General features: G+C 66.8%; 20 protein-coding genes. 16 read left to right on the forward strand and 4 right to left on the reverse strand.

Translation table 11 applies throughout. The features are described from left to right. The 8 genes from E0E39_RS14945 (at position 1) to E0E39_RS14985 (ending at position 11,482) form a co-directional block, all read left to right on the forward strand. Positions 1 to 1,611 (forward strand): serine/threonine-protein kinase, encoded by a 1,611-nt coding sequence (locus E0E39_RS14945; protein ID WP_130875471.1) that lies wholly within the window; start codon positions 1 to 3, stop codon positions 1,609 to 1,611. Further along, positions 1,608 to 2,324 carry an FHA domain-containing protein gene (locus E0E39_RS14950; RefSeq protein WP_130875472.1) on the forward strand — a complete coding sequence of 239 codons (717 nt, stop codon included), beginning with the start codon at positions 1,608 to 1,610 and terminating at the stop codon, positions 2,322 to 2,324. The genes E0E39_RS14945 and E0E39_RS14950 overlap by 4 nt, the downstream gene beginning before the upstream one ends. After that, positions 2,324 to 6,721, forward strand: coding sequence for a type VII secretion EssC family protein (locus E0E39_RS14955; RefSeq protein WP_130875473.1), 4,398 nt, complete (start codon positions 2,324 to 2,326; stop codon positions 6,719 to 6,721). The genes E0E39_RS14950 and E0E39_RS14955 overlap by 1 nt, the downstream gene beginning before the upstream one ends. A gap of 88 nt (positions 6,722 to 6,809) precedes the next feature. Next, on the forward strand, positions 6,810 to 8,585 hold the full coding sequence (locus E0E39_RS14965) for a hypothetical protein (RefSeq protein ID WP_207302520.1): 1,776 nt from the start codon (positions 6,810 to 6,812) through the stop codon (positions 8,583 to 8,585). Then, positions 8,569 to 9,795, forward strand: coding sequence for a hypothetical protein (locus tag E0E39_RS14970; protein ID WP_130875475.1), 1,227 nt, complete (start codon positions 8,569 to 8,571; stop codon positions 9,793 to 9,795). Before E0E39_RS14965 ends, E0E39_RS14970 begins: the two co-directional genes overlap by 17 nt. Before the next feature lie 30 nt (positions 9,796 to 9,825). Continuing rightward, positions 9,826 to 10,533, forward strand: a complete 708-nt coding sequence (locus E0E39_RS14975; protein WP_130875476.1) for a hypothetical protein — start codon at positions 9,826 to 9,828, stop codon at positions 10,531 to 10,533. After that, positions 10,526 to 11,101 carry a hypothetical protein gene (locus tag E0E39_RS14980; RefSeq protein WP_130875477.1) on the forward strand — a complete coding sequence of 192 codons (576 nt, stop codon included), beginning with the start codon at positions 10,526 to 10,528 and terminating at the stop codon, positions 11,099 to 11,101. The genes E0E39_RS14975 and E0E39_RS14980 overlap by 8 nt, the downstream gene beginning before the upstream one ends. A gap of 81 nt (positions 11,102 to 11,182) precedes the next feature. Continuing rightward, entirely contained in the window at positions 11,183 to 11,482 is a 300-nt protein-coding gene (locus E0E39_RS14985) for a WXG100 family type VII secretion target (protein WP_130875478.1), read from the forward strand. Positions 11,483 to 11,561: 79 nt separating this feature from the next. Here E0E39_RS14985 and E0E39_RS14990 read toward each other — a convergent pair whose 3' ends face one another. After that, a complete protein-coding gene (locus E0E39_RS14990; protein ID WP_130875479.1) occupies positions 11,562 to 12,164 on the reverse strand; it encodes a DsbA family protein in 603 nt (200 codons plus the stop codon). A gap of 106 nt (positions 12,165 to 12,270) precedes the next feature. On the opposite strand from E0E39_RS14990, the gene E0E39_RS14995 reads away from it, so the two are divergent. From E0E39_RS14995 to E0E39_RS15025, 6 genes are all read left to right on the forward strand, one after another. After that, the gene (locus tag E0E39_RS14995; RefSeq protein ID WP_130875480.1) at positions 12,271 to 12,822 is read left to right on the forward strand and encodes an ECF transporter S component; all 552 of its coding nucleotides are present in this window, start codon (positions 12,271 to 12,273) and stop codon (positions 12,820 to 12,822) included. Beyond that, positions 12,819 to 13,580: an AIR synthase family protein gene (locus tag E0E39_RS15000; RefSeq protein ID WP_245988374.1), complete on the forward strand. Its 762-nt coding sequence runs from the start codon at positions 12,819 to 12,821 to the stop codon at positions 13,578 to 13,580. Before E0E39_RS14995 ends, E0E39_RS15000 begins: the two co-directional genes overlap by 4 nt. Next, complete coding sequence (locus E0E39_RS15005; protein ID WP_165444832.1) at positions 13,535 to 15,667, forward strand: ATP-binding cassette domain-containing protein; 2,133 nt, start codon at positions 13,535 to 13,537, stop codon at positions 15,665 to 15,667. Before E0E39_RS15000 ends, E0E39_RS15005 begins: the two co-directional genes overlap by 46 nt. A gap of 316 nt (positions 15,668 to 15,983) precedes the next feature. Further along, positions 15,984 to 16,247, forward strand: a complete 264-nt coding sequence (locus E0E39_RS15015) for a ribbon-helix-helix domain-containing protein (RefSeq protein WP_130875482.1) — start codon at positions 15,984 to 15,986, stop codon at positions 16,245 to 16,247. Between the two features lie 349 nt (positions 16,248 to 16,596). Beyond that, positions 16,597 to 17,133 carry an HNH endonuclease gene (locus tag E0E39_RS15020; protein ID WP_207302521.1) on the forward strand — a complete coding sequence of 179 codons (537 nt, stop codon included), beginning with the start codon at positions 16,597 to 16,599 and terminating at the stop codon, positions 17,131 to 17,133. 134 nt (positions 17,134 to 17,267) lie between these two features. Then, positions 17,268 to 18,023 (forward strand): transposase family protein, encoded by a 756-nt coding sequence (locus E0E39_RS15025; protein ID WP_130873074.1) that lies wholly within the window; start codon positions 17,268 to 17,270, stop codon positions 18,021 to 18,023. A gap of 25 nt (positions 18,024 to 18,048) precedes the next feature. On the opposite strand, the gene E0E39_RS15030 is transcribed toward E0E39_RS15025, so the two are convergent. From E0E39_RS15030 to E0E39_RS15040, 3 genes are read right to left on the reverse strand one after another with little or no spacing between them, the layout of a single operon-like run. Beyond that, a complete protein-coding gene (locus E0E39_RS15030) occupies positions 18,049 to 18,843 on the reverse strand; it encodes an HAD-IIA family hydrolase (RefSeq protein WP_130875754.1) in 795 nt (264 codons plus the stop codon). A 12-nt stretch (positions 18,844 to 18,855) separates the two neighbouring features. Continuing rightward, the gene (locus E0E39_RS15035) at positions 18,856 to 19,428 is read right to left on the reverse strand and encodes a protoglobin domain-containing protein (protein WP_130875483.1); all 573 of its coding nucleotides are present in this window, start codon (positions 19,426 to 19,428) and stop codon (positions 18,856 to 18,858) included. A 2-nt stretch (positions 19,429 to 19,430) separates the two neighbouring features. After that, positions 19,431 to 19,820 carry a roadblock/LC7 domain-containing protein gene (locus tag E0E39_RS15040; RefSeq protein WP_130875484.1) on the reverse strand — a complete coding sequence of 130 codons (390 nt, stop codon included), beginning with the start codon at positions 19,818 to 19,820 and terminating at the stop codon, positions 19,431 to 19,433. 240 nt (positions 19,821 to 20,060) lie between these two features. Between E0E39_RS15040 and E0E39_RS15045 the strand changes: the two genes are divergently transcribed. Both E0E39_RS15045 and E0E39_RS15050 read left to right on the forward strand, forming a co-directional pair. After that, positions 20,061 to 20,459: a hypothetical protein gene (locus tag E0E39_RS15045; protein WP_130875485.1), complete on the forward strand. Its 399-nt coding sequence runs from the start codon at positions 20,061 to 20,063 to the stop codon at positions 20,457 to 20,459. Continuing rightward, positions 20,453 to 20,779 carry an OmpA family protein gene (locus E0E39_RS15050; protein ID WP_165444833.1) on the forward strand — a complete coding sequence of 109 codons (327 nt, stop codon included), beginning with the start codon at positions 20,453 to 20,455 and terminating at the stop codon, positions 20,777 to 20,779. The genes E0E39_RS15045 and E0E39_RS15050 overlap by 7 nt, the downstream gene beginning before the upstream one ends. Position 20,780: the final 1 nt, after the last annotated feature.

Here is a 20,780-nt window from a genome sequence, read left to right on the forward strand (position 1 = left end):
ATGCCACCACGCAAAACCGCCCCGGAAATTCCCGGATTCACGCTGATCGACTGGCTGGGCGGCGGCGGTTTCGCTGACGTCTTCCGGTACCACGATCACAGCCTCGATCGCGAGGTGGCCATCAAGGTCCTGCATCGCGGCGGAAGCACCGACAGGGCACGTCAGGCCTTCCGCACCGAGGCCAGCCTCATGGCCAAACTCAGCAGCCACCCCAACATCGTCAGCGTCTTCCAGATGGGTGTGGCCGACGACGGCCGTCCCTTCCTGGTGATGGAGATGTGCGCGCCTCAGCACCTGGGAGACACCAGTTCCCGCAGACCCTACGGCCCCGCGAAGGCGATGGAGCTGGGAATCCAGATCGCAGGCGCGGTCGAGACCGCCCACCGGCTGGGAATCCTCCACCGCGACATCAAGCCCTCCAACATCATGTTCACGGCCTTCGCCCGGCCCGCCCTGACCGACTTCGGCATCTCGATCTCCTTGGATCAGGGGGCGTCGGTACAGCTGGCGATGAGCCCCCTGTGGGCGCCGCCGGAGCAGTTCGGAAGCTCGGCGGGAAGTATTGGCCCGTGGAGCGACGTCTACTCCCTGTCGGCGACGGTCTGGGCGCTGCTGGTGGGTCACAGCCCCATGTACCTCCCGGGTGAGTCGAACGACCGGCTGCACCTGGAGGCGCGGATCAGGACCATGCAGGCGCCCCGGACCCTGCGTCCCGATGTGCCCGAGGAACTGGAACGGGTGCTTGCGGTGGGCATGGCCAAGGATGCGCACGCACGCTTCCAGACCGCCATCGAATTCGCACGGGCGCTGCAGAGCGTCCAGGGTGTGATCAACCAGCCCGTCACATCCATTGACGTGTTCACCGAACCCGGGCAGGCCCAGTACGACGAGGAGGAGCTGCTCGACGAGGGGACCCGGATCTCGGGGTTCCAGTTGATCGACCCCGACCAGGTGGATCGGACCAGCAGCGCCACCGGCCCCACCTCCAATTCGACGACGCTGGAGGGACGGGACTCCACCGGTGGCGGGTACGGTTCGACACCTGCCATCCCGGCGGCCGTGCTGCAACACGGCCGCGGTGTGGCCACTCCCGGTCTTCGGGACTTCACCTTCACGGGCAAACCTCCGGAGCAGCTGCCGCAGGAACCCGTCGATGTGCCCGGTCCCACATCCCCGGCTCCCGGAACCCCCGTCGGTCGACGTCCCCCCTGGAAACTGATCACGTCCGTGGCTGTCGCGTTGGTCGTGCTCGTCGGGGCGGTCCTGGTGTTCATGCTCAATCAGGGGCAGGGAGCCACCACCCCGGATGTCACCGCCACCACGAGCCGCAGCGGCCGCCCGGTGGATCCCCTCGTCGTGGTTCCCAAGGTCACGGACCTGACGGGACGCATCGACGGCGACAAGGCGACGTTCACGTGGACCAACCCCGCTCCCGAACCGGGGGATCAGTTCCGCTACACGCTGCTGGATCCCCGCAACGGAACCGCCTACGAGGCAACCAGCGAAACCACCGTCACCGTGTCGAAACTTCCGGGTGACACGTGCCTGGAGGTGGCGTTGACCCGCAGGAACGGTCGAAGCTCCGAACCGGTCAAAGGGTGTGCTGCATGAACACTCTGCAGATCGACTTCGCCGGCGAGGTGTACCAGGTGGAGCCGGGGCAGGAGTTCGTCATCGGGCGCACCGGTGATCTGGCCATCGAGGACAACCCGTACCTGCACCGCCAGTTCCTGTCCATCCGCCACGACGGACAGTTGTGGTGGGTGCACAACGTGGGCAGCCGTATCCCGGCCCGTCTGTCGGACATCAACTGCTTCACCACCAGCACGCTTCCACCCGGTGCAGGCCTGCCGCTGGTGTTCGAGTCGATGCTGCTGACCTTCAATGCCGGGCAGGTCGGCTACGAGATCGAGGTGTCGCTGACCTCCTCGGTGTTCCAGATGGTGGTGCTGCCGGAGGAGAACCTGGGGGACACCACCATGGGGGAAACCCGCTTCACCCATTCGCAGCTGCTGGCGATCCTGGCTCTCGCGGAGCCCGTACTGAGCCGGGCCGGGGTGGGAAGCTGGCAGATCCCGTCGGCCGGTGAGGCGGCGGCGCGCCTGGGGTGGACCCAGACCCGCTTCAACCGGAAACTCGACAACGTGTGCGACAAGCTCGACAAGGCCGGGGTGAAGGGGCTGCACGGCGGGGTGGGTTCCTTGGCCAGCAGTCGTCGCGCCAACCTCGTGGACTGGGCGGTGTCATCCCGCCTCGTGACCGCCGAACACCTGCCCGTACTGGACATCGAGGCAGCGCAGAACCGCAAGATGATGGAGGACTGATGCAGCTCCGGGTCACTCTCAGCCGGGGGGATTCCTTCCACAACGTGCTCATCACCGCCGACGCCACCGCGACCGCGACCGATGTGGCCACCGCCATTCTCAGCGAGGGATTGTCCGAGCCCCTCGAAACCTCGGGGCCGCGCCCGACCCTGCAGGTCCAGGACCCCCTGGGGCACGTCGCGGTGCTGTCCCCCGATGCCGCGGTGGCCGAGTCCGGGGTGCATTCCGGAAGCATGATCCGGGTGGTCCCCGAACCCGAGAACCACGCGGGTAGCGAAACGGTCGGCGCAGTGCTGCGGGTGTTGAGCGGCCCGGACACGGGGCTCGAGGTGCCGCTGCGCATCGGGGCCTCGAGGATTGGGCGTTCCCCCAGCGCCGATGTCCGGCTGAGCGACCCGAAGGTTTCGAAACTACACGCCCGGGTTCTGGTGGGCACCACCGTCGACATCATCGACGACAACTCCGCCAACGGGGTGCTGGTCGGCAACCAACGGATCAACCGGGCCACGCTGGGGGCCGGTGACATCGCGGTGCTCGGCGAGACCCAGCTGCGCATCGACGCCATGGCGGGTGCGCGCGGCGGTGCCAGCGTCGAGGTGGCCTACATGCGTCCCCCTCGGGTGCTGGCCCGGCCCGTGGCCACGGAACTGGAACTACCGGACGTTCCCGAACCGCCCGCCCGCACACGATTCCCGTTGCTGGCGCTCGTCGCCCCGCTCGTGATGGGGGTGTCGATGTACTTCTTCACGAGATCCCCCATGACCCTGTTGTTCGTCGCCATGAGCCCCATCCTGATGATGGGCACCTACTTCGCCACCCGGGTCGAGAACAAGCGCAAACAGAAAACGGACCTGGCCAATTTCCATGAGGGCATGAAACTGGCGGAACATGACATGGCCGAGGCCCAGGAGCTGGAGCTCCGGCAGCTGCGCCGGCTGTATCCCTCCACCGCGGAGTGCGTGGATGCGGCGATGAACCGGAACGGGGCGCTGTGGTGCAGGCAGCCCGAGCATCCCGAGTTCCTGCAGGTGCGGTTGGGTATCGGTTCGGTCCGGGCCCTGCACCAGTTCAAGGCCTCGCAGCGTCGCGGACTCGTGGCGTTGCAGCGCCAACAGACCCAACTTCGCGAGAAGTACCGGTTGATCCACGAGGCGCCGATCGTCGCCGACCTGAGGTCGGTGGGTGGTCTGGGGATCGCAGGCAGCAGCGCGAACCTGATCGAGATCGCGCGCGGCCTGATCTTCCAGGTGGCTGCGCTGCACTCCCCCGCCGAGGTGGTGTTGACGTGCCTCACCTCGACCGACAACAAACCGCACTGGAGCTGGCTCGAATGGTTGCCGCACACCTCGTCGTCGCACCGGCCGATCGAAGGGCCGTGCCTGGCAGGCGACGGGCCGAGCGGCAGGGCTTTGCTGGACCAGCTCGAGGACCTCATCGACCTGCGCGCCGACGGTGACGAACCAGCGCTGCGGGGCCCGCTGAAATCCGGTGAGAGCACCCCCGCCCCGGTGGTGCCCGCCGTGATCGTGCTGGTGCACGAGGCCGCCGTCGACCTCGCCCGGGTCGCGCACTTGGCCGAGCGCGGTCCCGACGTCGGGGTGTACGTGGTGTGGGTGGCCGGTGGCCGTCACCAGTTCCCGGCCGCTTGCCGGACCTTCGTGGAGTTGCAGCCCAACGGGGAGGCGCTCATCGGCATGGTGCGTTCCGAGCGGGTGTTCGCGTCCGTCTCGACCGAGGCCGTCGACCTGGAGACGGCCCATGCACTGGCCAGGACCATGTCGCCGCTGGTGGACGCCTCCTCGCCGGTCGAGGACGAGTCCGACCTGCCACGCATGGTGTCCGTGGTCGGCCTGTTGGGGTCGTCGGTGGACGATCCCGAGCAGGTGCTGTCGCGGTGGCGGGACAACGGCTCCTACGTGAACCGGTCGGCCCCTGCCGTGCCCCGGGAACGCGCCGGGGATCTGCGTGCCATCGTCGGGCACGCCGGTCTGGAACCGTTCACCATCGACCTGCGCACCCAGGGGCCGCACGCCTTGGTGGGTGGCACCACGGGAGCCGGCAAGTCCGAGTTCCTCCAGGCCTGGGTGCTGGGTATGGCCCACGCCCACAGCCCGGACCGGGTGACCTTCCTGTTCGTCGACTACAAGGGCGGCGCGGCCTTCGCCAAGTGCGTGGAGCTGCCGCACTGCGTCGGGATCGTGACCGACCTGTCGTCCTATCTGGTGCGGCGTGCGCTGCGGAGCCTGAGGGCGGAGATCCGCTACCGCGAGCACCTGTTCAACGCCAAGGGCGTCAAGGACCTCATCGAGTTCGAGAAACGCGGTGACCCGGAGTGCCCGCCGAGCCTGATCATCATCGTCGACGAGTTCGCGGCCCTGGTCGGTGAGGTGCCGGAGTTCATCGACGGCGTGGTGGACGTGGCACAGCGTGGTCGTTCGCTCGGACTGCACCTGGTATTGGCGACGCAGCGTCCAGCCGGTGTGATCAAGGACAATCTGCGGGCGAACACGAACCTCCGCGTGGCGCTGCGCATGAACGACGAACACGACTCCACCGACGTGCTGGGCAGCCCCGTCGCGGCCTCCATCGACCCCGCGAACCCGGGCAGGGGGGTCGCGAAGATGGGGCCGGGACGGCTGATCCCATTCCAGTCGGCGTTCCCGGGTGCCCGTACCCCGGCGGAGCCCCCCGCTCCTCCCATCGACGTCGACGAGCTGGACTTCGGGACGGTGACGCGGTGGAAGATTCCCCGCGCCTCGACCTCCGGCGACCAGGTGGAGAAGGACATCGAGCGGGTGGTGCGCACGGTGTCACAGGCCTCGACGCTGGGACGAATCCCGACCCCCCGCAGACCCTGGCTGGACACGCTCAGCGAGTCCTACGATCTTCTGACGCTGAAACAGCAGCGCGATTCCACCCTCATGCTGGGTGTCGTGGACGACCCGGACAACCAGAGCCAGTACCCGGACGCCTTCCACCCGGACGAGACCGGGAACATCGTCTACTACGGGGCCAGCGGGTCGGGCAAGACCACGGCTCTGCGGTCGCTGGCGATCGCGGCCTCCATCACACCGCGCTCCGGTCCCGTTCACATCTATGGCCTGGATTTCGCGGGTGGTGGTCTCAACATGCTCGAGACGCTGCCGAACGTGGGCGCCATCATCTCGGGCGACGACGACGAACGGGTGGCTCGGCTGATGGAGATGCTGACCAAGAAACTGGACGAGCGGGCAACGGCTTTCAACGCAGTGGCGGCCGACGTCCTCAGCAAGTACCGGCAGCAGCCGGGCAAACAGGATGAGCCGCGTATCCTGATCCTGCTCGACGGTTTCCAGAGCTTCCGCACCGAGTACGACTCGGGGTTGCAGCGGGCGAAGACCTACTCCCAGTTCCACAGGTTGCTGACGGAGGGGCGCGGCGTCGGGATCCACGTGGCGGTCACCGCGGATCGTGGGGCCGCGATTCCTTCGGCCATGCAGGGTTCCTTCCAGGAACGGATCGTGTTGCGGATGAGTGACACGGATCAGTACCTGACCCTCAGCGTGCCGAAGGACGTGCTGAACAATGCCAGTCCCCCGGGACGCTGCATGAACAGCCGCAACGGCAACGAGATGCAGCTGGCGGTGCTCGGCAGCGACCCGTCGCCGCCGGCCCAGGCCCGGGAGATCGAGCTGCTGGCCCAGAGCATCGCGCAGTTCCAGCGCACCCGTCCCGAGCCGGTGAAGCGGCTGCCTGCGCAGGTGTCGGCCGCCGAGCTCCCGGTCACGGTGGGTGGTCTCCCGACGCTGGGTCTGGAGGATCAGAGTCTCGGACCGATCGGTTTCGAACCGCAGGGGGTGTACCTGCTGGCCGGGCCGCCGAAGTCCGGGGTGTCCTCGCTGGTACGGTGGCTCGCGCAGTCGATGGCGAACGCCCACCCGCAGGTGCCGAGGATTCTGTTGACGGCCCGGCCCTCACCGCTCGCCAAGCTGCCGCTGTGGACGGCGGCGATCACGGGACCCGACCGGGTGCAGGACTACATCAACAACCAGTTGAAGCCCTACCTCACCACCGAGGCCGAGCCGGGAAGGCCGCGGGTCGCGGTGTTCGTGGAGCAGTTCTCGGAGCTGGCCGGTTCCCTCGCGGACGCGACGTTGGCGGAGGCGCTGAAACTGGCGCGCCGCAACGGGCACCTGATGGCGGGGGCCGGGGAGACCGCCTCGTTCTCGGGTTTCAACTCCAGCATCCCGGAGCTCAAGGGAGCCCGCCAGGGTATGTTGCTGCAACCCGAAACCACGGACGGCGACATCCTGAAAGCCGCCCTGCCCCGATCCCGGGCCGCTGATTTCCCGCCGGGCCGCGGTTTCTGGGTGAGCGCCGGCAACGTCGTCAAGGTCCAGGTGCCGGCCTTCGACTAGCCCGGCTCGGCTGGTCGTCACGATGGTGAGTTGAACCCATTGCTGGCCCGAAAGTTTTCGGGCACCCTAGAAGTCGAAAGGGGAGTAGATGTCGGATCGGCTAGTTATCAAGAATCAGCTGGTTAAGGAGGCTGGTCAGGGCGCGAAGGATGCCAAGAACTACTTGGACAACTCGGAGAATTTCGCGGGAAAGCTGGCGACAGCCGTAGGACCTGCTGGTCCATTGGCGAAAGAGGTCGAGGATCAGGAGAGCGAGTGGGGAATCCGCCGCAAGAAGATGTCCGAGGGCCTCGGCAAGCTCTCCCAGCTGGTGGAGGACTGCGACAAGGAATTCGAACGGCTCGACAAGAAGGCGGCTGAGGGCTTCAAGGAAGGAGCCGACAAGGCGCAGGGCCAGGAGAACAACTCCGGCAACCAAGGCGGTGGAAGCGGCGGCTCCGGGGGCGGTCAGGCGGACGGCGGTGGAAGTGGCGGCTCCGGCTCCGGCGGTGGTGGCGGCGGTCAGGTGGACGGCTTCACCGGCGGTGGCGGCGGCGGTGGTGGCTCCACCGGCGGCGGCGGTGGCGGCGGCGTGGACGTTCCCCCGATCGGCGGCTCCGGCGGTGGTGGCGGCTTCACCGGTGGCGGTGGTGGTGGCTCCACCGGCGGTGGCGGCGGCGTGGACATTCCCCCGATCGGCGGCGATTCCGGCGGTGGCGGCGGCTTCACCGGCGGTGGCGGCGGCGTGGACATTCCCCCGCTGGGCGGCGACACCGCTGATGGTTCGGGTTCCCCGCTGGCCCCGGGTACCGAGGGTTCCGGAGATGCCTCCTCGCCGGCCGACGCCAACCCCGAGATTCCCCCGCTGGAAGGGGCCGATTCGGGAACCGGAGCGTCCGACGGCGCACTGGGCCTGCTATCGCCGGGTGCTGCGGGGTCCATCGGCACCGATCCTGAACGAAACCGCCAGCTGGGTCAGCTGATCAACGACTTCGCCCAGCGCTGGGCCGACCTCACCGGGCAGCCGGTGGGTACGGTGCTCAGCGTCATGGGTGGTCTGCTCGGCGCAGGCGCCCTGGCGTCCCTCGGCGTGGCCGCCGGCGGCGCCAAGGGAACCGGACCGATGCTCGGACAGCCCGGGAGCTCCGGCGGAATCGGTCCCGGGACCTCCCCGGATGATCGAGGAAACACCGGGGACTTCCCCGAGCTGGGACCCGATGGTTCACCCCGGGACCCGGGCGTCTCCGGCACCGACAACGTTCCCGCTTTTCCGTCGCTGGACACCGAATCCCCGACACCGGCCCAGGACGGGCTCCCCCAGGGCGGCGACCCCGCGTCGCCACCGGGCAGCGACCCGGGCACCTCGCCCGAGATCCCCGACCTCGAGGCCGATCAGTCACTCGGCAGTCTGGAGGATCCGAGCAGCGGCTCCTCCGGGTCGACGGGTAGCGGCGTGCCCGATCTGCCACCGCTCACCGGCAGCGACGACATCGGCGGTGGGATGTCTTCCCCGGACCCTCTCCCCGATCTGGGTTCCGGCGACCCGGGCACTGCGACCAGCAGCAGCACGGGCACGCCGCCCGAACTGCCCAGCCTGACCCCCACCGAGTCGGCGGCAACCACGTCTTCCGCGACGCCCGGCACGCTGCCCAGCCTCGACAGCAAACCCGAGAACCGCAGCGCCATGATGGGTGCGCCGATGATGATGGGCGGCATGGGCAGCATGGGGTCGGGCAGCTCGGGAAGTACCTCGTCCTCCGATGTCTCGGTAGCGGCACAGGAGGCGGCAGGATTCGACCACCGCACGGAACGGCAGGAGGCGGCCAACGTCCTGCTTGATGATGATCAATTCCGAGGGGAGGGCTCAGATGGGTCTGGGCTGTGACGTTTCATTCGCCGGTGTCGGCAACAACCTGGATGGTGAACCCGCTGAGATCCAGGATGGCGCCAAGCGCATGACGACCGCCGGCAACCAGCTGATCGACGCGAGTCACGCCGTCGACAAGCTGGTCAACAGCAGTGACGAGATCACCTCGGATGCCTTCAAGGCAATCGGCGAGAAGGGTCTCGTCGCCACCAAGCAGTTGCGGGCCGCGGGCATGCGGTATCAGGGAATGGCTCGCGCGCTGCAGGAGTTCGCAGGGATTCTGGACGAGGAGCAACGCAAGGCACGGGCAGCCGCGCAACGCGCCCAGGGGGCGAAACAACGCAAGGAAGCCGCCAGGCAGAACTACGAGAATGCACGCCAAGCGGCCCGGACCTTCGACAAGAACGCCCAGAAAACCGCCGTGGACAACGCAAGCAAGGCGGCGGATCAGTACAAGGCGGCGGATGGTGACTACCAGAAAGAGGTCAAGATCATCCAGGACGCCGCCCGCCGGGTCCAGGAGGCCAACAAGGACGCGTGCTCGAAACTCGTCACGGCCAGCGACAACGCCGGGCTGGATGATTCCTTCTTCGACAAGTTGAAGGACTTCGTCTCGAAGGTCATCAACATAGTCGTCGAGATCGGCAAGTGGATCTGGGAGCACATCGACGAGATCTGTATGGTGCTGGACATCGTCTGCTTCGTATTGGCCTTCGTGCCGGGACTGAACCTGGCAGCCGGCGTCGTCAAGGCATTGACGACACTGGCGCGGGTCGCCAACACAGTGTCCAAGGCGGCCAAGTTCGTCCAGACGGTGAAGACCTACGTCACCGCCGGCAAGAGCGTCGTGTCGGCCATCCAGAATCCGACCGGGGAGAACATCTCAGCAGCCATCACCGCGGTGGGCGGCACCGCCCTGGGCAAATACGTGAGCACAAAGGTCAACGCGAAGATCGACGCGAAGATCGAGAGCGTCGCGAGTAAAGTGGGAGGCAAGGCAGGGGCCTATACGGATCAGCTCCTGAAGGGAAAGAAAGTTTTCCCCAAAGCGATGAAGGCTCTCTCCGAGAAGCTGCCCACCATTGCCAAGAAAGCCCCTGAATATGTCGGCAAGACGGTGTACAACAAAACGAAAGAAGCGCTCGGAGAAGTCAAGAACAAGGCGTTCGAGTGGGGCAAGTCCACGATCGTGGGTCTGTTCAAGTCGAAGAAACCGCAGCACGCCTGACCGGCTGGTCGTGAAAACTGAGGTGATCACATGGTGACATACAACTACCTGCTCCCGGATGACTGGGCCCAGGTGCGACTGGATCCGCTGGATCGTTCATCGGTCAAACAGTTGACCGACCGGATGTTCGCGGACATTGATGACGAGGTGACGCGTGTCCGCGTCTCCGGCTGGGTCACCAGCCGGATGACGACCCAGCTCGAGGAGATCGCGAGCCGGGGAGCCTGGGCGGCCTACCTGCCTGCCGAGGATCCCCGGCTCTCCCCGGTACGGCCCATGATCGTGACCCGCTCCTTCGACATGAAAGCGACGGACTCCGATCCCATGGAGGTACTCGTCGCGCTGGCCGCGGAATCGGACGGGGAGTTCTCGACGATCGAGCCCAGGAACATGATGGGTTTGAAGATCCGGATGCCGGAGGATCCGGGGAAGGCCCTGCTCGATTCGCTCGCCGAGGTTCCCGATGACATCCTCGAGTTGACCACCCGCGACGAGCTGCTGGCGGCGGCCGCCGAGACCACCCGGCTGTCGCGGCGTATCCAGTACATCATCGGCGACCCCTCCGACCTGGACCGCTGGATGGCGATCGAGGCATCCGTCAGCTGCATGCTGGCCGAGGAGGCCTCCACGGCCCTCGACGGGGTGGAGGAGTTCTTCGACGCCTGGGTGACCGCCCTGAGCTGGGTTGACGAGGATGACGCGGAGGAGTCCACCGAGGAGGAGAAGCCCGATGAGTGAACCGACACCCGTGGTGGTGCCGCTGCCGCCCAACATGCCGCAGGAGCAGGCACCGGCGTGGCTGAACGATGTGCTCCCCGATCTCATGCGGACCGGTATCGTCACGGATCCCGAGGCCACGGCAGCCGCGCTCCTGGAGATGACGGCATTCGGCATCCCCGAGCCCGCGGTGGCGTGCTGCGCCCTGCTGCTTCCCGACACCACGCCGCTACTGGTCGCGGTGTTCGCCTCACCTGGCGCCGGCGAGGCAGCGACGCTGCCCAGCCTGCTCGTCGACGACACCCCGGGAGACAATGTCATCAAACGTGCCGACGAGACGGTGGATGCGCTCGGCATCCGGGTTTTTCAGGCGTCACGGGTGGTGTCCTCGTTCGAGGACGGGGAGAACAGGTTGTTTCTCCGGGGCGCCTTGGCGGGCACCCGTCCGGTGAACGGCGTTGAACGGGACGTGTGTCTCTACTTCACCGGCACCGATATCGGTGACCTGCCCACCGCGTTCTGGCCGCTGACCTCGTTCCTCGTCGGCGACCTCCTGCCTCAGCTCATTCAGCTCGGCGAGAACGCCTGACACAAGACTTGGCGGTGGCACGGTGGGGAACCGCCGCCAACCCTGTAGCAACATCCCCACGAAAGAAAGGAAGAACGACTCATGGCAGCAAATCTCAATGTCTCCTACGAAGCGATGGAGAGCGAGGCCTCTGCGCTGGTCAGCGGTAAGGAAGAGATCACCCAGAAGCTGAGTGCCCTGAAAACCCGCATCGACAACTTGGTGTCCAATGGTTTCGTGACCGATCAGGCCTCTGGCGCGTTCAACGAGATGTACCAGAATTTCACGACCTCGGCCAGCAACACCATCTCGTCCCTCGACGGGATCGCCAACGGTCTGCGTTCCATGGCGAACGCCATGCGCGAGACCGACTCCCAGATGGCAAGCCAGATCCGCGGCTGACCCTTTCCCGGACGACGCCGGTTGCCCATGGGCTGCGACATCACGTCACGACCCGTGGGCAACCGGCGTCGCTGCTTTCTCAGTCGAAGATCGGACCGACGTCGCGGGAGCGTTTCAGCTCGAAGAATCCCGGGTAGGCGGTGACCTTCACGAAACCGTCGAACAGCTCACCCGCGGCCTCGCCCTTCGGGGCGGGCGAGATGACGGGCCCGAACAACGCCATGCCGTTGACGCGGATGACCGGGGTGCCGACGTCCGGTCCGACCAGGTCCTGGGCCACCTTCTGGTAGGCGCGCAGGTCGGTGTCGAACTCGTCGGTGGTGACGCGTTCGGCGATGTCGGCCTCCAGGCCGCAGTCGGCGAGGGCCGCGGCAACGGTCTCGACGGCGACCGGTTCGCCACCCGGGTGGAAGCGGGTGCCGAGTGCGGTGTAGAAGTCGCGCAGGGCGTCGTGGCCGTGGAGTTTCTGGACCGCGGCTGCCGCACGCGAGGCGACGAGGGTGGCGTCGATGCGCTCCCGGTATCCGGGGTCGAGGTCGCGTCCCTCGTTGAGGATGTAGAGGCTCATGGTGTGGAAGGTGACCTTCACGTCGCGGACCTTCTCGACCTCCAGGATCCAGCGGGAGGTCATCCACGCCCACGGGCACGTCGGGTCGAACCAGAAATCAACTTGAGTCGTCATGCATCCATCCCACCACACCGGACAAAGAACGGTCCGCGTCGAAACCGGGTTCCCCGCTCCGCTATGTTTCGGGATGGTCCACGACACCCACCACGAGGAAGGTCACATGAGCGAGCAACCTACCCTCTCCACCTCCGGCCCGAGGGGGTTCTTCTCACCGCGGCGGGTGGCGCGGGTCGCGATCCTGGTGGCGCTGTCGGGGGTGGGGGCGTTCATCAAGATCCCGAGCCCGACGGGCACCGTCGCCCTCGACTCCGCCCCCGGATGCCTGGCCGCGGCCGCTTTCTCCCCGCTGGAGGGTGGCGTGGTGGGGGCGCTCGGGCACCTGATCTCCGCCGCGACCGCGGGGTTTCCGCTGGGCCTGCCGATCCACCTGGTCGTCGCGGCCGAGATGTTCGTGTTCGCCTGGGTCCTTGGTCTGCTGGCCCGGCCCCTGGGTGCCCTGGTGGCCGGAGTGGTGGCGGTGCTCCTAAACGGCCTGCTGGCCCCCGCGATCCTGCTTCCCATCGGCGGTATCGGGATGTACGCCGCGCAGGTGGTGCCGCTGCTGGTGGGTTCCGCCGTCAACGTCGCCGTGGCCGTGATCGCGGGGATCGCCCTGGCGGCGGCCGGGCTCGCCGGGCGTCCCGTCCGGCTCACAGCTTCCGGGAAATCGTGACGGACCCGGTTCGTCGCGTCCGCGACCTCCTGATCGTCGACGGATCCCCGCTCCTGGTGGTTGCCTGCGACTCGGTGGGTGGCATCGGGCCGCGGCCCGCCGACGTGGTGCGGGCGCCCGCCGACGTGGTGGCGCACTTCGCGGCCCGGGTGCCGCTGCTGGAGGTGCTGTGCTCCGGGGCGCGGCCCGTCGCGTTGATCAACACCCTCTGCCACGACATGGCCGGGGCCGCCGCGTTCATCGACACGTTCCGGGTGGTCGCATCGGAGGTCGGCATCCCGTCCGGGGCGGTGACGGGCAGCACGGAGGAGAACGTGCCCTCGCCCGCGACGGGGGTCGGGGTGACGGTGATCGGCGCCCTGGCGGGCGACCTGCTGGCCGGCGGGGGCCGCCCCGGCGATGTGGTGATCTGCGTCGGCTGGCCGCGTTCCGCCCCGCACGACGACGTGTTCATCGGCCATCCGGACATCGTGCCGCTGCCCGCCGTGCAGGCCCTCGTCGCCACCGGCACGGTCCACGACGCCCTGCCGGTCGGGTCGCGGGGCATCGGTTACGAGGCCGGGCAGCTCGCCGGATCCGCCGGGTGCGGTCTCGCGTGGCTGGCCAATCCCCTCCCCCTCGAAGCCTCGGGCGGCCCCGCCAGCTGCGTGCTCCTCGCCTGCGCCCCGGCTTCCGTCGCCGACCTGCACGACGCGGTTCCCGGACACGTCCCGTGGCACCCGGTGGCGGAACTGACAGCGAAACCGACGGCCCGGTGATCGAGGCCCGGGGGCTCGGTTTCTCCCACCGCGGCACCGGAACCAGGCAGCTGAGCGACATCACCTGCGCGATTCCCGCGGGGAGCCGCGTCGCGGTGATGGGCGCCTCCGGTGCAGGCAGGTCGACATTCGCGATGACCCTGAACGGCCTGGTCCCCCACCACCATCCCGGCGACCTCTACGGGCAGCTGCGGGTCGCGGGCATCGCCACCCACGAGACCACCCCGCCCCGCCTGGTGCGCGTCGTCGGCCTGGTTTCACAGGACCCAGAGGCCCAGGTGATGGAACGCCTGGTGATCGACGACGCCGCCGCCGGTCCCGCGAACCTGGGACTGGGCCGCGACGAGACGCTCGCCAGGGCCCGGCGGGCCCTGGACGCGGTCGGGCTGGCGGGTCTGGCGGGTCGCGAGACCGCAACCCTGTCCGGCGGGCAGCTCCAGCGGCTCGCGATCGCCGGGGCGCTCGCGATGGAACCACGGGTCCTGGTCCTCGACGAGCCCGTCTCGGCCCTCGACCCGGAGGGGGCGGCGGCGGTGCGGCGCGTCGTGGCGGACCTCAGCGGCGAGGGACGCACCGTGGTCGTGGTGGATCACGACCCGGATGCCGTGGCCGCCTGGGCGGACCTGCTCCTGGTGCTGGAGGAGGGGAAACTCGCGTATTTCGGCGCGCCCGGCCCGTTCCTCGACGACGAACGGCGGGTCGCGACGGCCGGGATCCGTCCCCGCGGTCTGTGCCGCGGCGGGGTGCCGGAACGACCCGAACCGGACACGCCCCCCGTCCTGGAGGCCGTCGGCCTGACCCACCGCTACCCGTCGGGGGTGCTGGCCCTCGACGGGGTCGACGTCACCATCCGCCGCGGCGAGTTCGTCGCGCTGCTGGGCGGCAACGGCGCGGGCAAGACCACCCTGGCCAAACATTTCGCCGGTCTGCTGGAGCCGACCTCCGGGGCGGTCCGCATCCACGCCGAGCAGGTGGGGTTCGTCTTCCAGAACCCCGACCACCAGATCTTCGCGAACACCGTCCTCGACGAGGTCGCCTTCGGGCCGCGTAATGCCGGACTGCCGGCGCCGGAGGTGGCGGCGCGGGCCGGCCGGGCCCTGGAGCGGGTGGGGCTGGGGGATTCCGCGGGGTCGCATCCGCTGCGGCTCGGACGCGGGGACCGCCAACGACTGGCGGTGGCCTCCGCCCTGGCGTTGAGCCCCGACGTCCTGATCCTCGACGAACCCACCACCGGCCTGGACTGGCGGGGCACCGAGGCGCTGATGGGGCTGCTTGCGGACCTGAACCGCGACGGCACCACGATCGTCATGATCACCCACGACCTTCCCCTGGCGGCCTGCCACGCCTCCCGCGCCGTGATCCTGACCGCCCCCGCCCCGGAACCCGCCGGGCCGGACCGTCCCGGGGATGCGACCAAGCGCGGGGACGGCTTCGACGTGCGCTCGAAGCTGGTGGCGCTGACCGCCGCCGTCGCCGCGACCTTCCTGACCTCCAACCCCCTGGCCCACCTCGGGCTGGCCGCGCTCACCGCCGGGGTCCTGGCGCGGGTGCGCGGGATGCGTGGACTCCGGGGTCTCCTGGCCCCGATGCTTCCGGTGCTGGTCCTGGTCTTCGGTTTCGCCGTCCTCACTCCGGGCGGGGTCGGGTACGCATCCACCCTGGTGCTGCGGCTGGTGACGATGCTGTGCTCGACGGCGGCGCTGCTGGCCACCACCCCCGCCGAACGCTTCACCACCCTGATGCGCACCCTCCGGCTGCCGAACCCGCTGGTGTTCGTGTGCACGACGGCGCTGCGTTTCATCCCCACCCTGCGGCGCCGGTCCCGCCAGATCACCGAGGCCCAGCGGGTCCGGGGAGCGCCCATCGACTCGCGCGGCCCGGTGCGCCGCGTCCTGGCCCACGCCACCATCATGGTGCCGCTGCTGACCAGCGGGATCCGCATGTCGGAGGACCTGGCGGCGGCGATGATCTCCCGCGGCTACGGCATCACCCGCCACCCGACCCGCCTGCACGACCTCCGCTGGACCTGGCGCGACACCCTCCTGACCTTGGCCTCCGCAGCCCTACTGCTCCTGACCATCACCTAACAATTTTCGTACTACACTGGTTGCAATACGAAAAGAACGGGCATGGGAACACCGGTGCGAGTACGCGTACATCCAAGGGTCGCAGACCGACACCCTGAGGTCACGACTGCGGATGTGATCGAAGCGTTCGAAAGCACCCTGCGATCCCGAGCACGTGACACTCACCCCGTGCAGTGGGTCGGAGTGGGAATGGACGCCGGCGGACGGCTGTTGGAATACATCGCGGTGGAGGATGAGCCTGATGGCTGGTTGATTTTCCACGCAATGCCGGCAACGAGGAAGGTTCTCATCGAGATTGGGCTCAGGAGGTAGGCACATGAGCACGCACACCGACGTGAACGGCACTTCGTTCACGGAGCAGGACATTGAGAGATGGGCCGCCGAGGCCGAATCCGAACAGGGCTACACCGGGAAGCATCTCGGTCCATCGATACCTGGACGTCCCATCAGCGTAGGCGCTCAAGCACGGCCTTTCACACTCCGTCTCGACGCTGCACGCCGGGCAAAGCTGGGCGAGGTGGCGCGCGAACGTAACATGACACCATCACAGCTGATGCGCGAACTCATCGACGCGCTGTGACGGTGTTGAATCCGGGTTATTAGCCCCTGCCCGCCGTCGATCGAGCTGGCTTACAAGCCTTGGCGGCACTCGAGATCAGCTGCGCCTTCACACATGCGATATCATTCGCGACAAGATCAACAATACGTCACGGCTTCCGGCAGGAGGAAACATCCTCATGACACTCGAACGGAAGTGGCAAATGGGACTCTGCTCCCACTGCTTGATCCCTCTGGACCCGACTGAAATCGGTCGCAAGCATTTGGCCTTCTGTTCCGACCACTGCCGTCAACAGGCCATGCTCGTCAGATACCTGAGAAGTGTCATACGCGATGGGCGCTGCTTGAGACCTGATGTTCTGTTCACGATCTTGAGCAACCACATCCCCTTTCTCTCCTTGGACCTTGCCTACCTGCGCCCACACATCAGGGGCGGCCTGCGGCAAACAGTCCTTGAACGCAACGATGGGCTCTGTGTGGTCTGCAACGAGGCGGAGGCAACGGAGATCGACCACATTTCAGGAGGATCAGAGGATCCATCCAACCTGCGGGGCCTGTGCCGAGACTGCCACATGACCAAGGTCCGCGGCCCGATCCCGGCCGACCTGACACGCGGTGGTTCATTGGATTCGGTGGATTCATCCGTCGCCTCTGATGAGCTTCGTGCTTGCTGGAATGTCACATTGATGTCCGGCACCCTTCTGGGTGAGTCAGATGCGTGGGAGATGCTGGATCAGCTCGCCCATGAACACGCAGAAACTAGATTCGGCTGGATCACAATCCAAATCCTCGCAGATGAACCAACCTCACCCGCACATGACGAGAAAACATGGGCTGGAAACTGGCGCAACATCGGGCGCGAGTACAGAGAGTGGGCAACCAGAGCGATGCGAGGGCAGGAACAATGAGGCTTATTCATAGGGGTGTTTTGGTTTCCCTCAGCTAACGCTTTATCCCGAGGGGGATGTGAGGGCGGCTTGCCCGATCTGGGATAATTCAAAGTGTAGAAACAAAAACCTCAGATGAAAGACAAGCCGCTGCCATGAATACTACCACAAGCCTTGACCGCGACCAGATCCTTGACCTGTGCGAACTGATCCACACCTCCCGTTCCGGAAACCTTCCCGCAGCAGGGTCCCGCACCTTGGGGTTGTTCCGCTGTATCCAGGTCACTTTGTTGACGCTCAGACACAATCTCACCCAAGAGTTGCTGGCCGACATCCTCATGGTCTCCCAGGCCACCATCTCACGAGTGGTGGCGGTCTACACCCCCTTGATCGCCGAGGCCCTCCAAGCCTGGGTGCCCGGTGTGGGGGACCTCGACCGGGACCGTCAGTACATCATCGACGGTACTCTGGCGCCCTGCTGGTCATGGCACGACCGTCCCGAGCTGTACTCAGGCAAACACCACACCACAGGGGTGAACCTGCAGGTGGCCTGCACCCTGGCCGGGCACCTCGCCTGGGTCTCCCCACCCCTGCCGGGTAATGTGCATGATGCGAAGGCAATCAAGGAATCCGGCTTCCTCGAGGCCCTTGATGCCACGATGCATATTGGAGACAAAGGCTACATCGGATTGGGAATGATCACCCCCACTAAGAAACCCGCCCATGGTGAACTCGCAGACACCGATAAAAGAAACAATACGACCATCAACCGCGTCCGCTATCTCATTGAGCGTGTCATCGCGAACGTCAAAACTTGGCGTGTTCTGCACACCGATTACCGCCGCCCTTACAACACTTTCGAAACCACAATACAAGCCGTCACCGGGCTCGTCTTCGCCTACACCCTATGAATAAGCCTCAATGATTTGAAAACCCTTAGCTGTCTCCGGATGACCCCTGTTCGACGAGTTCGTGAACTCCCTCCACTATCTCGCTCGGACGGAAGGGGAACGTCCTCACCGATTCGCGGGTGGTGATCCCGGTCAGCACGAGGACGGTGTGGAGGCCGGCCTCCATTCCGGCGACGATGTCGGTGTCCATCCGGTCGCCGATCATTCCCGTGTGTTCGCTGTGCACGCCTATCCGGTTCAGGGCGGAGCGGAACATCATCGGATTCGGTTTCCCCACCACGTAGGGTTTCTCCTGCGTCGCCTCGCTCACGAGAGCGGCAATCGCACCGGTCGCGGGCAATACCCCGTCGGCGCTGGGGCCGGTGGCATCCGGATTGGTGACGATGAAACGCGACCCCGCGTCAATCAACCGGATCGCGCGAGTGATGGATTCGAATGAATAGGTCCGGGTTTCCCCTATGACCACGAAATCCGGATTGCGGTCGGTGAGCACGAAACCGGCCTCGTGGAGGGCGGTGATGGTGCCCGCCTCGCCGATCACGTACACCGACGCCCCCGGCTGCTGCTGTTCCAGGAAGGTGGCGGTGGCCAGGGCCGAGGTCCAGATGTGGTCCTCGGGAACCTCCAGCCCGGAGTCCCGCAGCCGCGCCGAGAGGTCGCGGGGGGTGAAGATCGAGTTGTTCGTCAGCACCAGGAACGGCGTTTCCGTGCGGGTCCACTGGGTGATCAGCTCCTGGGCCCCGGGCAGCGCCTGTTCCTCGTGCACCAGGACCCCGTCCATGTCGGTCAGCCAGGCACGCACGTCGCTTCGCAGTCGCATCATGACATCACGCTACAGGTTCAGCTCTGCGCGCGCCCGTTCGAGAAACGCGCCGACCTCCTGGTCGCGCAACCTGGCGAGCAGCCCCTCCGGCATCCCAGCTGCCTCGTACAGGGCGGCGCTGACGGCGCGCTCGTGGCTCCACGCGATGACCACCCGCACGATGCCCGCGACCCTCCCGACGGCGTCCAGCAACGCGCGGCGATCGTCGTCGGGGATTCCGGAGAGGACTGCCGCGTCGGCGACCAGCTGCACCACGTGGTCCGAGGCCGCCAGCATCATCGGATTCGTGATCCGTCTGGTGACGTGCACCAGCCCGACGAGGGCCATCCAGGCCAGGTAGTCGTCGTCCCATGGCCCGTTGACCGTCCTGCCCCACCAGTTCTCCAGGCTCTCCCGTGACGCCCCGGCGCCCTCCGGCAGCCGGGAGTACAGCACGTCCCCGAAAGCCTCCGCCACGTCCGGCCCGAGGGTCAGCAGCCAGTCCCGGTGACGCCGGATGACGTCGCGGTCCTGGTCGCGCAGAACCCGCTGCGGAGGGATCTGATCGGCCGCTTCGCACGCGATCGTGTGCAGCGTTTCCATGATCAGGCCCTCGTGAGCAGCTGTTTGATCTCGACGGCCGCGACACGGGCCTCGATCCGCATCAGGCCGAGGTTGGACTCGATCGGTCCCTGCATCACCAGCACCGTGTCCTCACCTGCTCCGTAGACGACCAGGTAGCCGTTCCTGCCGTGGATGACGGACTCCGACAGGTCCCCCATGTTGGTGCGCTCGGAGATGCGTTTCCCGATCCCCAGGGCGGTGGCGGCCATCGCGGCGATGCGTTCCGCGTCCGCCTCCGGGAAGTCGTGGGCGATGGCCAGGCCGTCCTGGGAGGCGATCATGACGCCGTGAAGCTCCGGTATGGCCCGCCTGATGGCGCTGAGCACCAACTTGAGATCGTTGTGCTTGCTGCTGCCGAATTGTCCGTCCATTGCGCTTCCTTCCGCCCTCGTTGGATATGTCACGCCACAGCGCCTCGGAGCCGGGACACCTCCCGAGGACACTCGCGGACATGTTATCCCTTTTTGTAGGTCCTCCCCCGAGGTGGAATACTAGATGATTCCAGACGAAAGTTAGGATGTGAACGCAAAAACCGTTCAGCGAAACTGGCTCGGATACCCGGATGCGGCAAGTCGGGATATAAGGTCGGTTCACAAGAGTATGGAGGTGCCATGAAGGGAACCGTGGTGGCCGGGGTCGCCGGGTTGGTCGCACTCGTGGCCGTCGGGGCAGCGGGTGGTGCGTTGCTCGTGGAACGGACACTCACCGAGGAGGCCAGCCGTTCACTCGCCGCCCAGGGCGTTGACGCCCGCGTCACCTTCTCCGGGCTGACCGCCACCGTCTCCGCCACCGACCCGGAGCAGCTGCCGACGGCGATGAAGCTCGTGCTGGACATCCCGGGCGTGATCCGCGCCGAGGCCGATCGCTCCTCGTTGCCCGCCGCATCGACCTCACAACCAGCGACACCCGCCCCGAGCCCCACTCCACACCCAGCGCCTCCACGCCGCCTGCTTCCCCCACCCCCCCCTCACCCAGCCCGACCCCCAAGGAGATGCCGAGGTCGGTGGTGAAGTTCGAGGGTGGGGAGGCCGATGTCCCGTCCGGCGAACGGACCAAGATCATCGAACTGGCGGTCTGGCTCCAGGCCAATCCGGATGTCACCGTCGAGGTCGACGGGCACACGGACAACGGCCGCTCCCCGGCTTTCCGGAAGGAACTGTCGGAGAAACGCGCCCAGCGCGTCGTCGATGCCCTCGTCGAGGCGGGGGCGAATCGCGATCAACTGGTGGCGGTCGGAAAAGCCGACACGGAACCCGCGGAATCGAATTCGACCCCGGAAGGCCAGGAAGCGAACCGGCGAGTGACGTTCGTGCAACGAGGGGAAAGGTAGA

It is taken from the genome of [Pseudopropionibacterium] massiliense, from assembly GCF_900607225.1.
Lineage (GTDB): Bacteria > Actinomycetota > Actinomycetes > Propionibacteriales > Propionibacteriaceae > Arachnia > Arachnia massiliensis.

Excerpts from the sequence above, each read along its gene's own strand:
- E0E39_RS15030 (WP_130875754.1), bottom strand. The coding sequence starts at position 18,843 with ATGCGACTGCGAAGCGACGTGCGTGCCTGGCTGACCGACATGGACGGG.
- E0E39_RS14955 (WP_130875473.1), top strand. The coding sequence starts at position 2,324 with ATGCAGCTCCGGGTCACTCTCAGCCGGGGGGATTCCTTCCACAACGTG.
- E0E39_RS14980 (WP_130875477.1), top strand. The coding sequence starts at position 10,526 with ATGAGTGAACCGACACCCGTGGTGGTGCCGCTGCCGCCCAACATGCCG.
- E0E39_RS14995 (WP_130875480.1), top strand. The coding sequence starts at position 12,271 with ATGAGCGAGCAACCTACCCTCTCCACCTCCGGCCCGAGGGGGTTCTTC.
- E0E39_RS14985 (WP_130875478.1), top strand. The coding sequence starts at position 11,183 with ATGGCAGCAAATCTCAATGTCTCCTACGAAGCGATGGAGAGCGAGGCC.
- E0E39_RS15045 (WP_130875485.1), top strand. The coding sequence starts at position 20,061 with ATGAAGGGAACCGTGGTGGCCGGGGTCGCCGGGTTGGTCGCACTCGTG.
- E0E39_RS14990 (WP_130875479.1), bottom strand. The coding sequence starts at position 12,164 with ATGACGACTCAAGTTGATTTCTGGTTCGACCCGACGTGCCCGTGGGCG.
- E0E39_RS15040 (WP_130875484.1), bottom strand. The coding sequence starts at position 19,820 with ATGGACGGACAATTCGGCAGCAGCAAGCACAACGATCTCAAGTTGGTG.
- E0E39_RS15015 (WP_130875482.1), top strand. The coding sequence starts at position 15,984 with ATGAGCACGCACACCGACGTGAACGGCACTTCGTTCACGGAGCAGGAC.
- E0E39_RS15025 (WP_130873074.1), top strand. The coding sequence starts at position 17,268 with ATGAATACTACCACAAGCCTTGACCGCGACCAGATCCTTGACCTGTGC.
- E0E39_RS14945 (WP_130875471.1), top strand. The coding sequence starts at position 1 with ATGCCACCACGCAAAACCGCCCCGGAAATTCCCGGATTCACGCTGATC.
- E0E39_RS14965 (WP_207302520.1), top strand. The coding sequence starts at position 6,810 with ATGTCGGATCGGCTAGTTATCAAGAATCAGCTGGTTAAGGAGGCTGGT.
- E0E39_RS15035 (WP_130875483.1), bottom strand. The coding sequence starts at position 19,428 with ATGGAAACGCTGCACACGATCGCGTGCGAAGCGGCCGATCAGATCCCT.
- E0E39_RS14975 (WP_130875476.1), top strand. The coding sequence starts at position 9,826 with ATGGTGACATACAACTACCTGCTCCCGGATGACTGGGCCCAGGTGCGA.
- E0E39_RS14950 (WP_130875472.1), top strand. The coding sequence starts at position 1,608 with ATGAACACTCTGCAGATCGACTTCGCCGGCGAGGTGTACCAGGTGGAG.
- E0E39_RS14970 (WP_130875475.1), top strand. The coding sequence starts at position 8,569 with ATGGGTCTGGGCTGTGACGTTTCATTCGCCGGTGTCGGCAACAACCTG.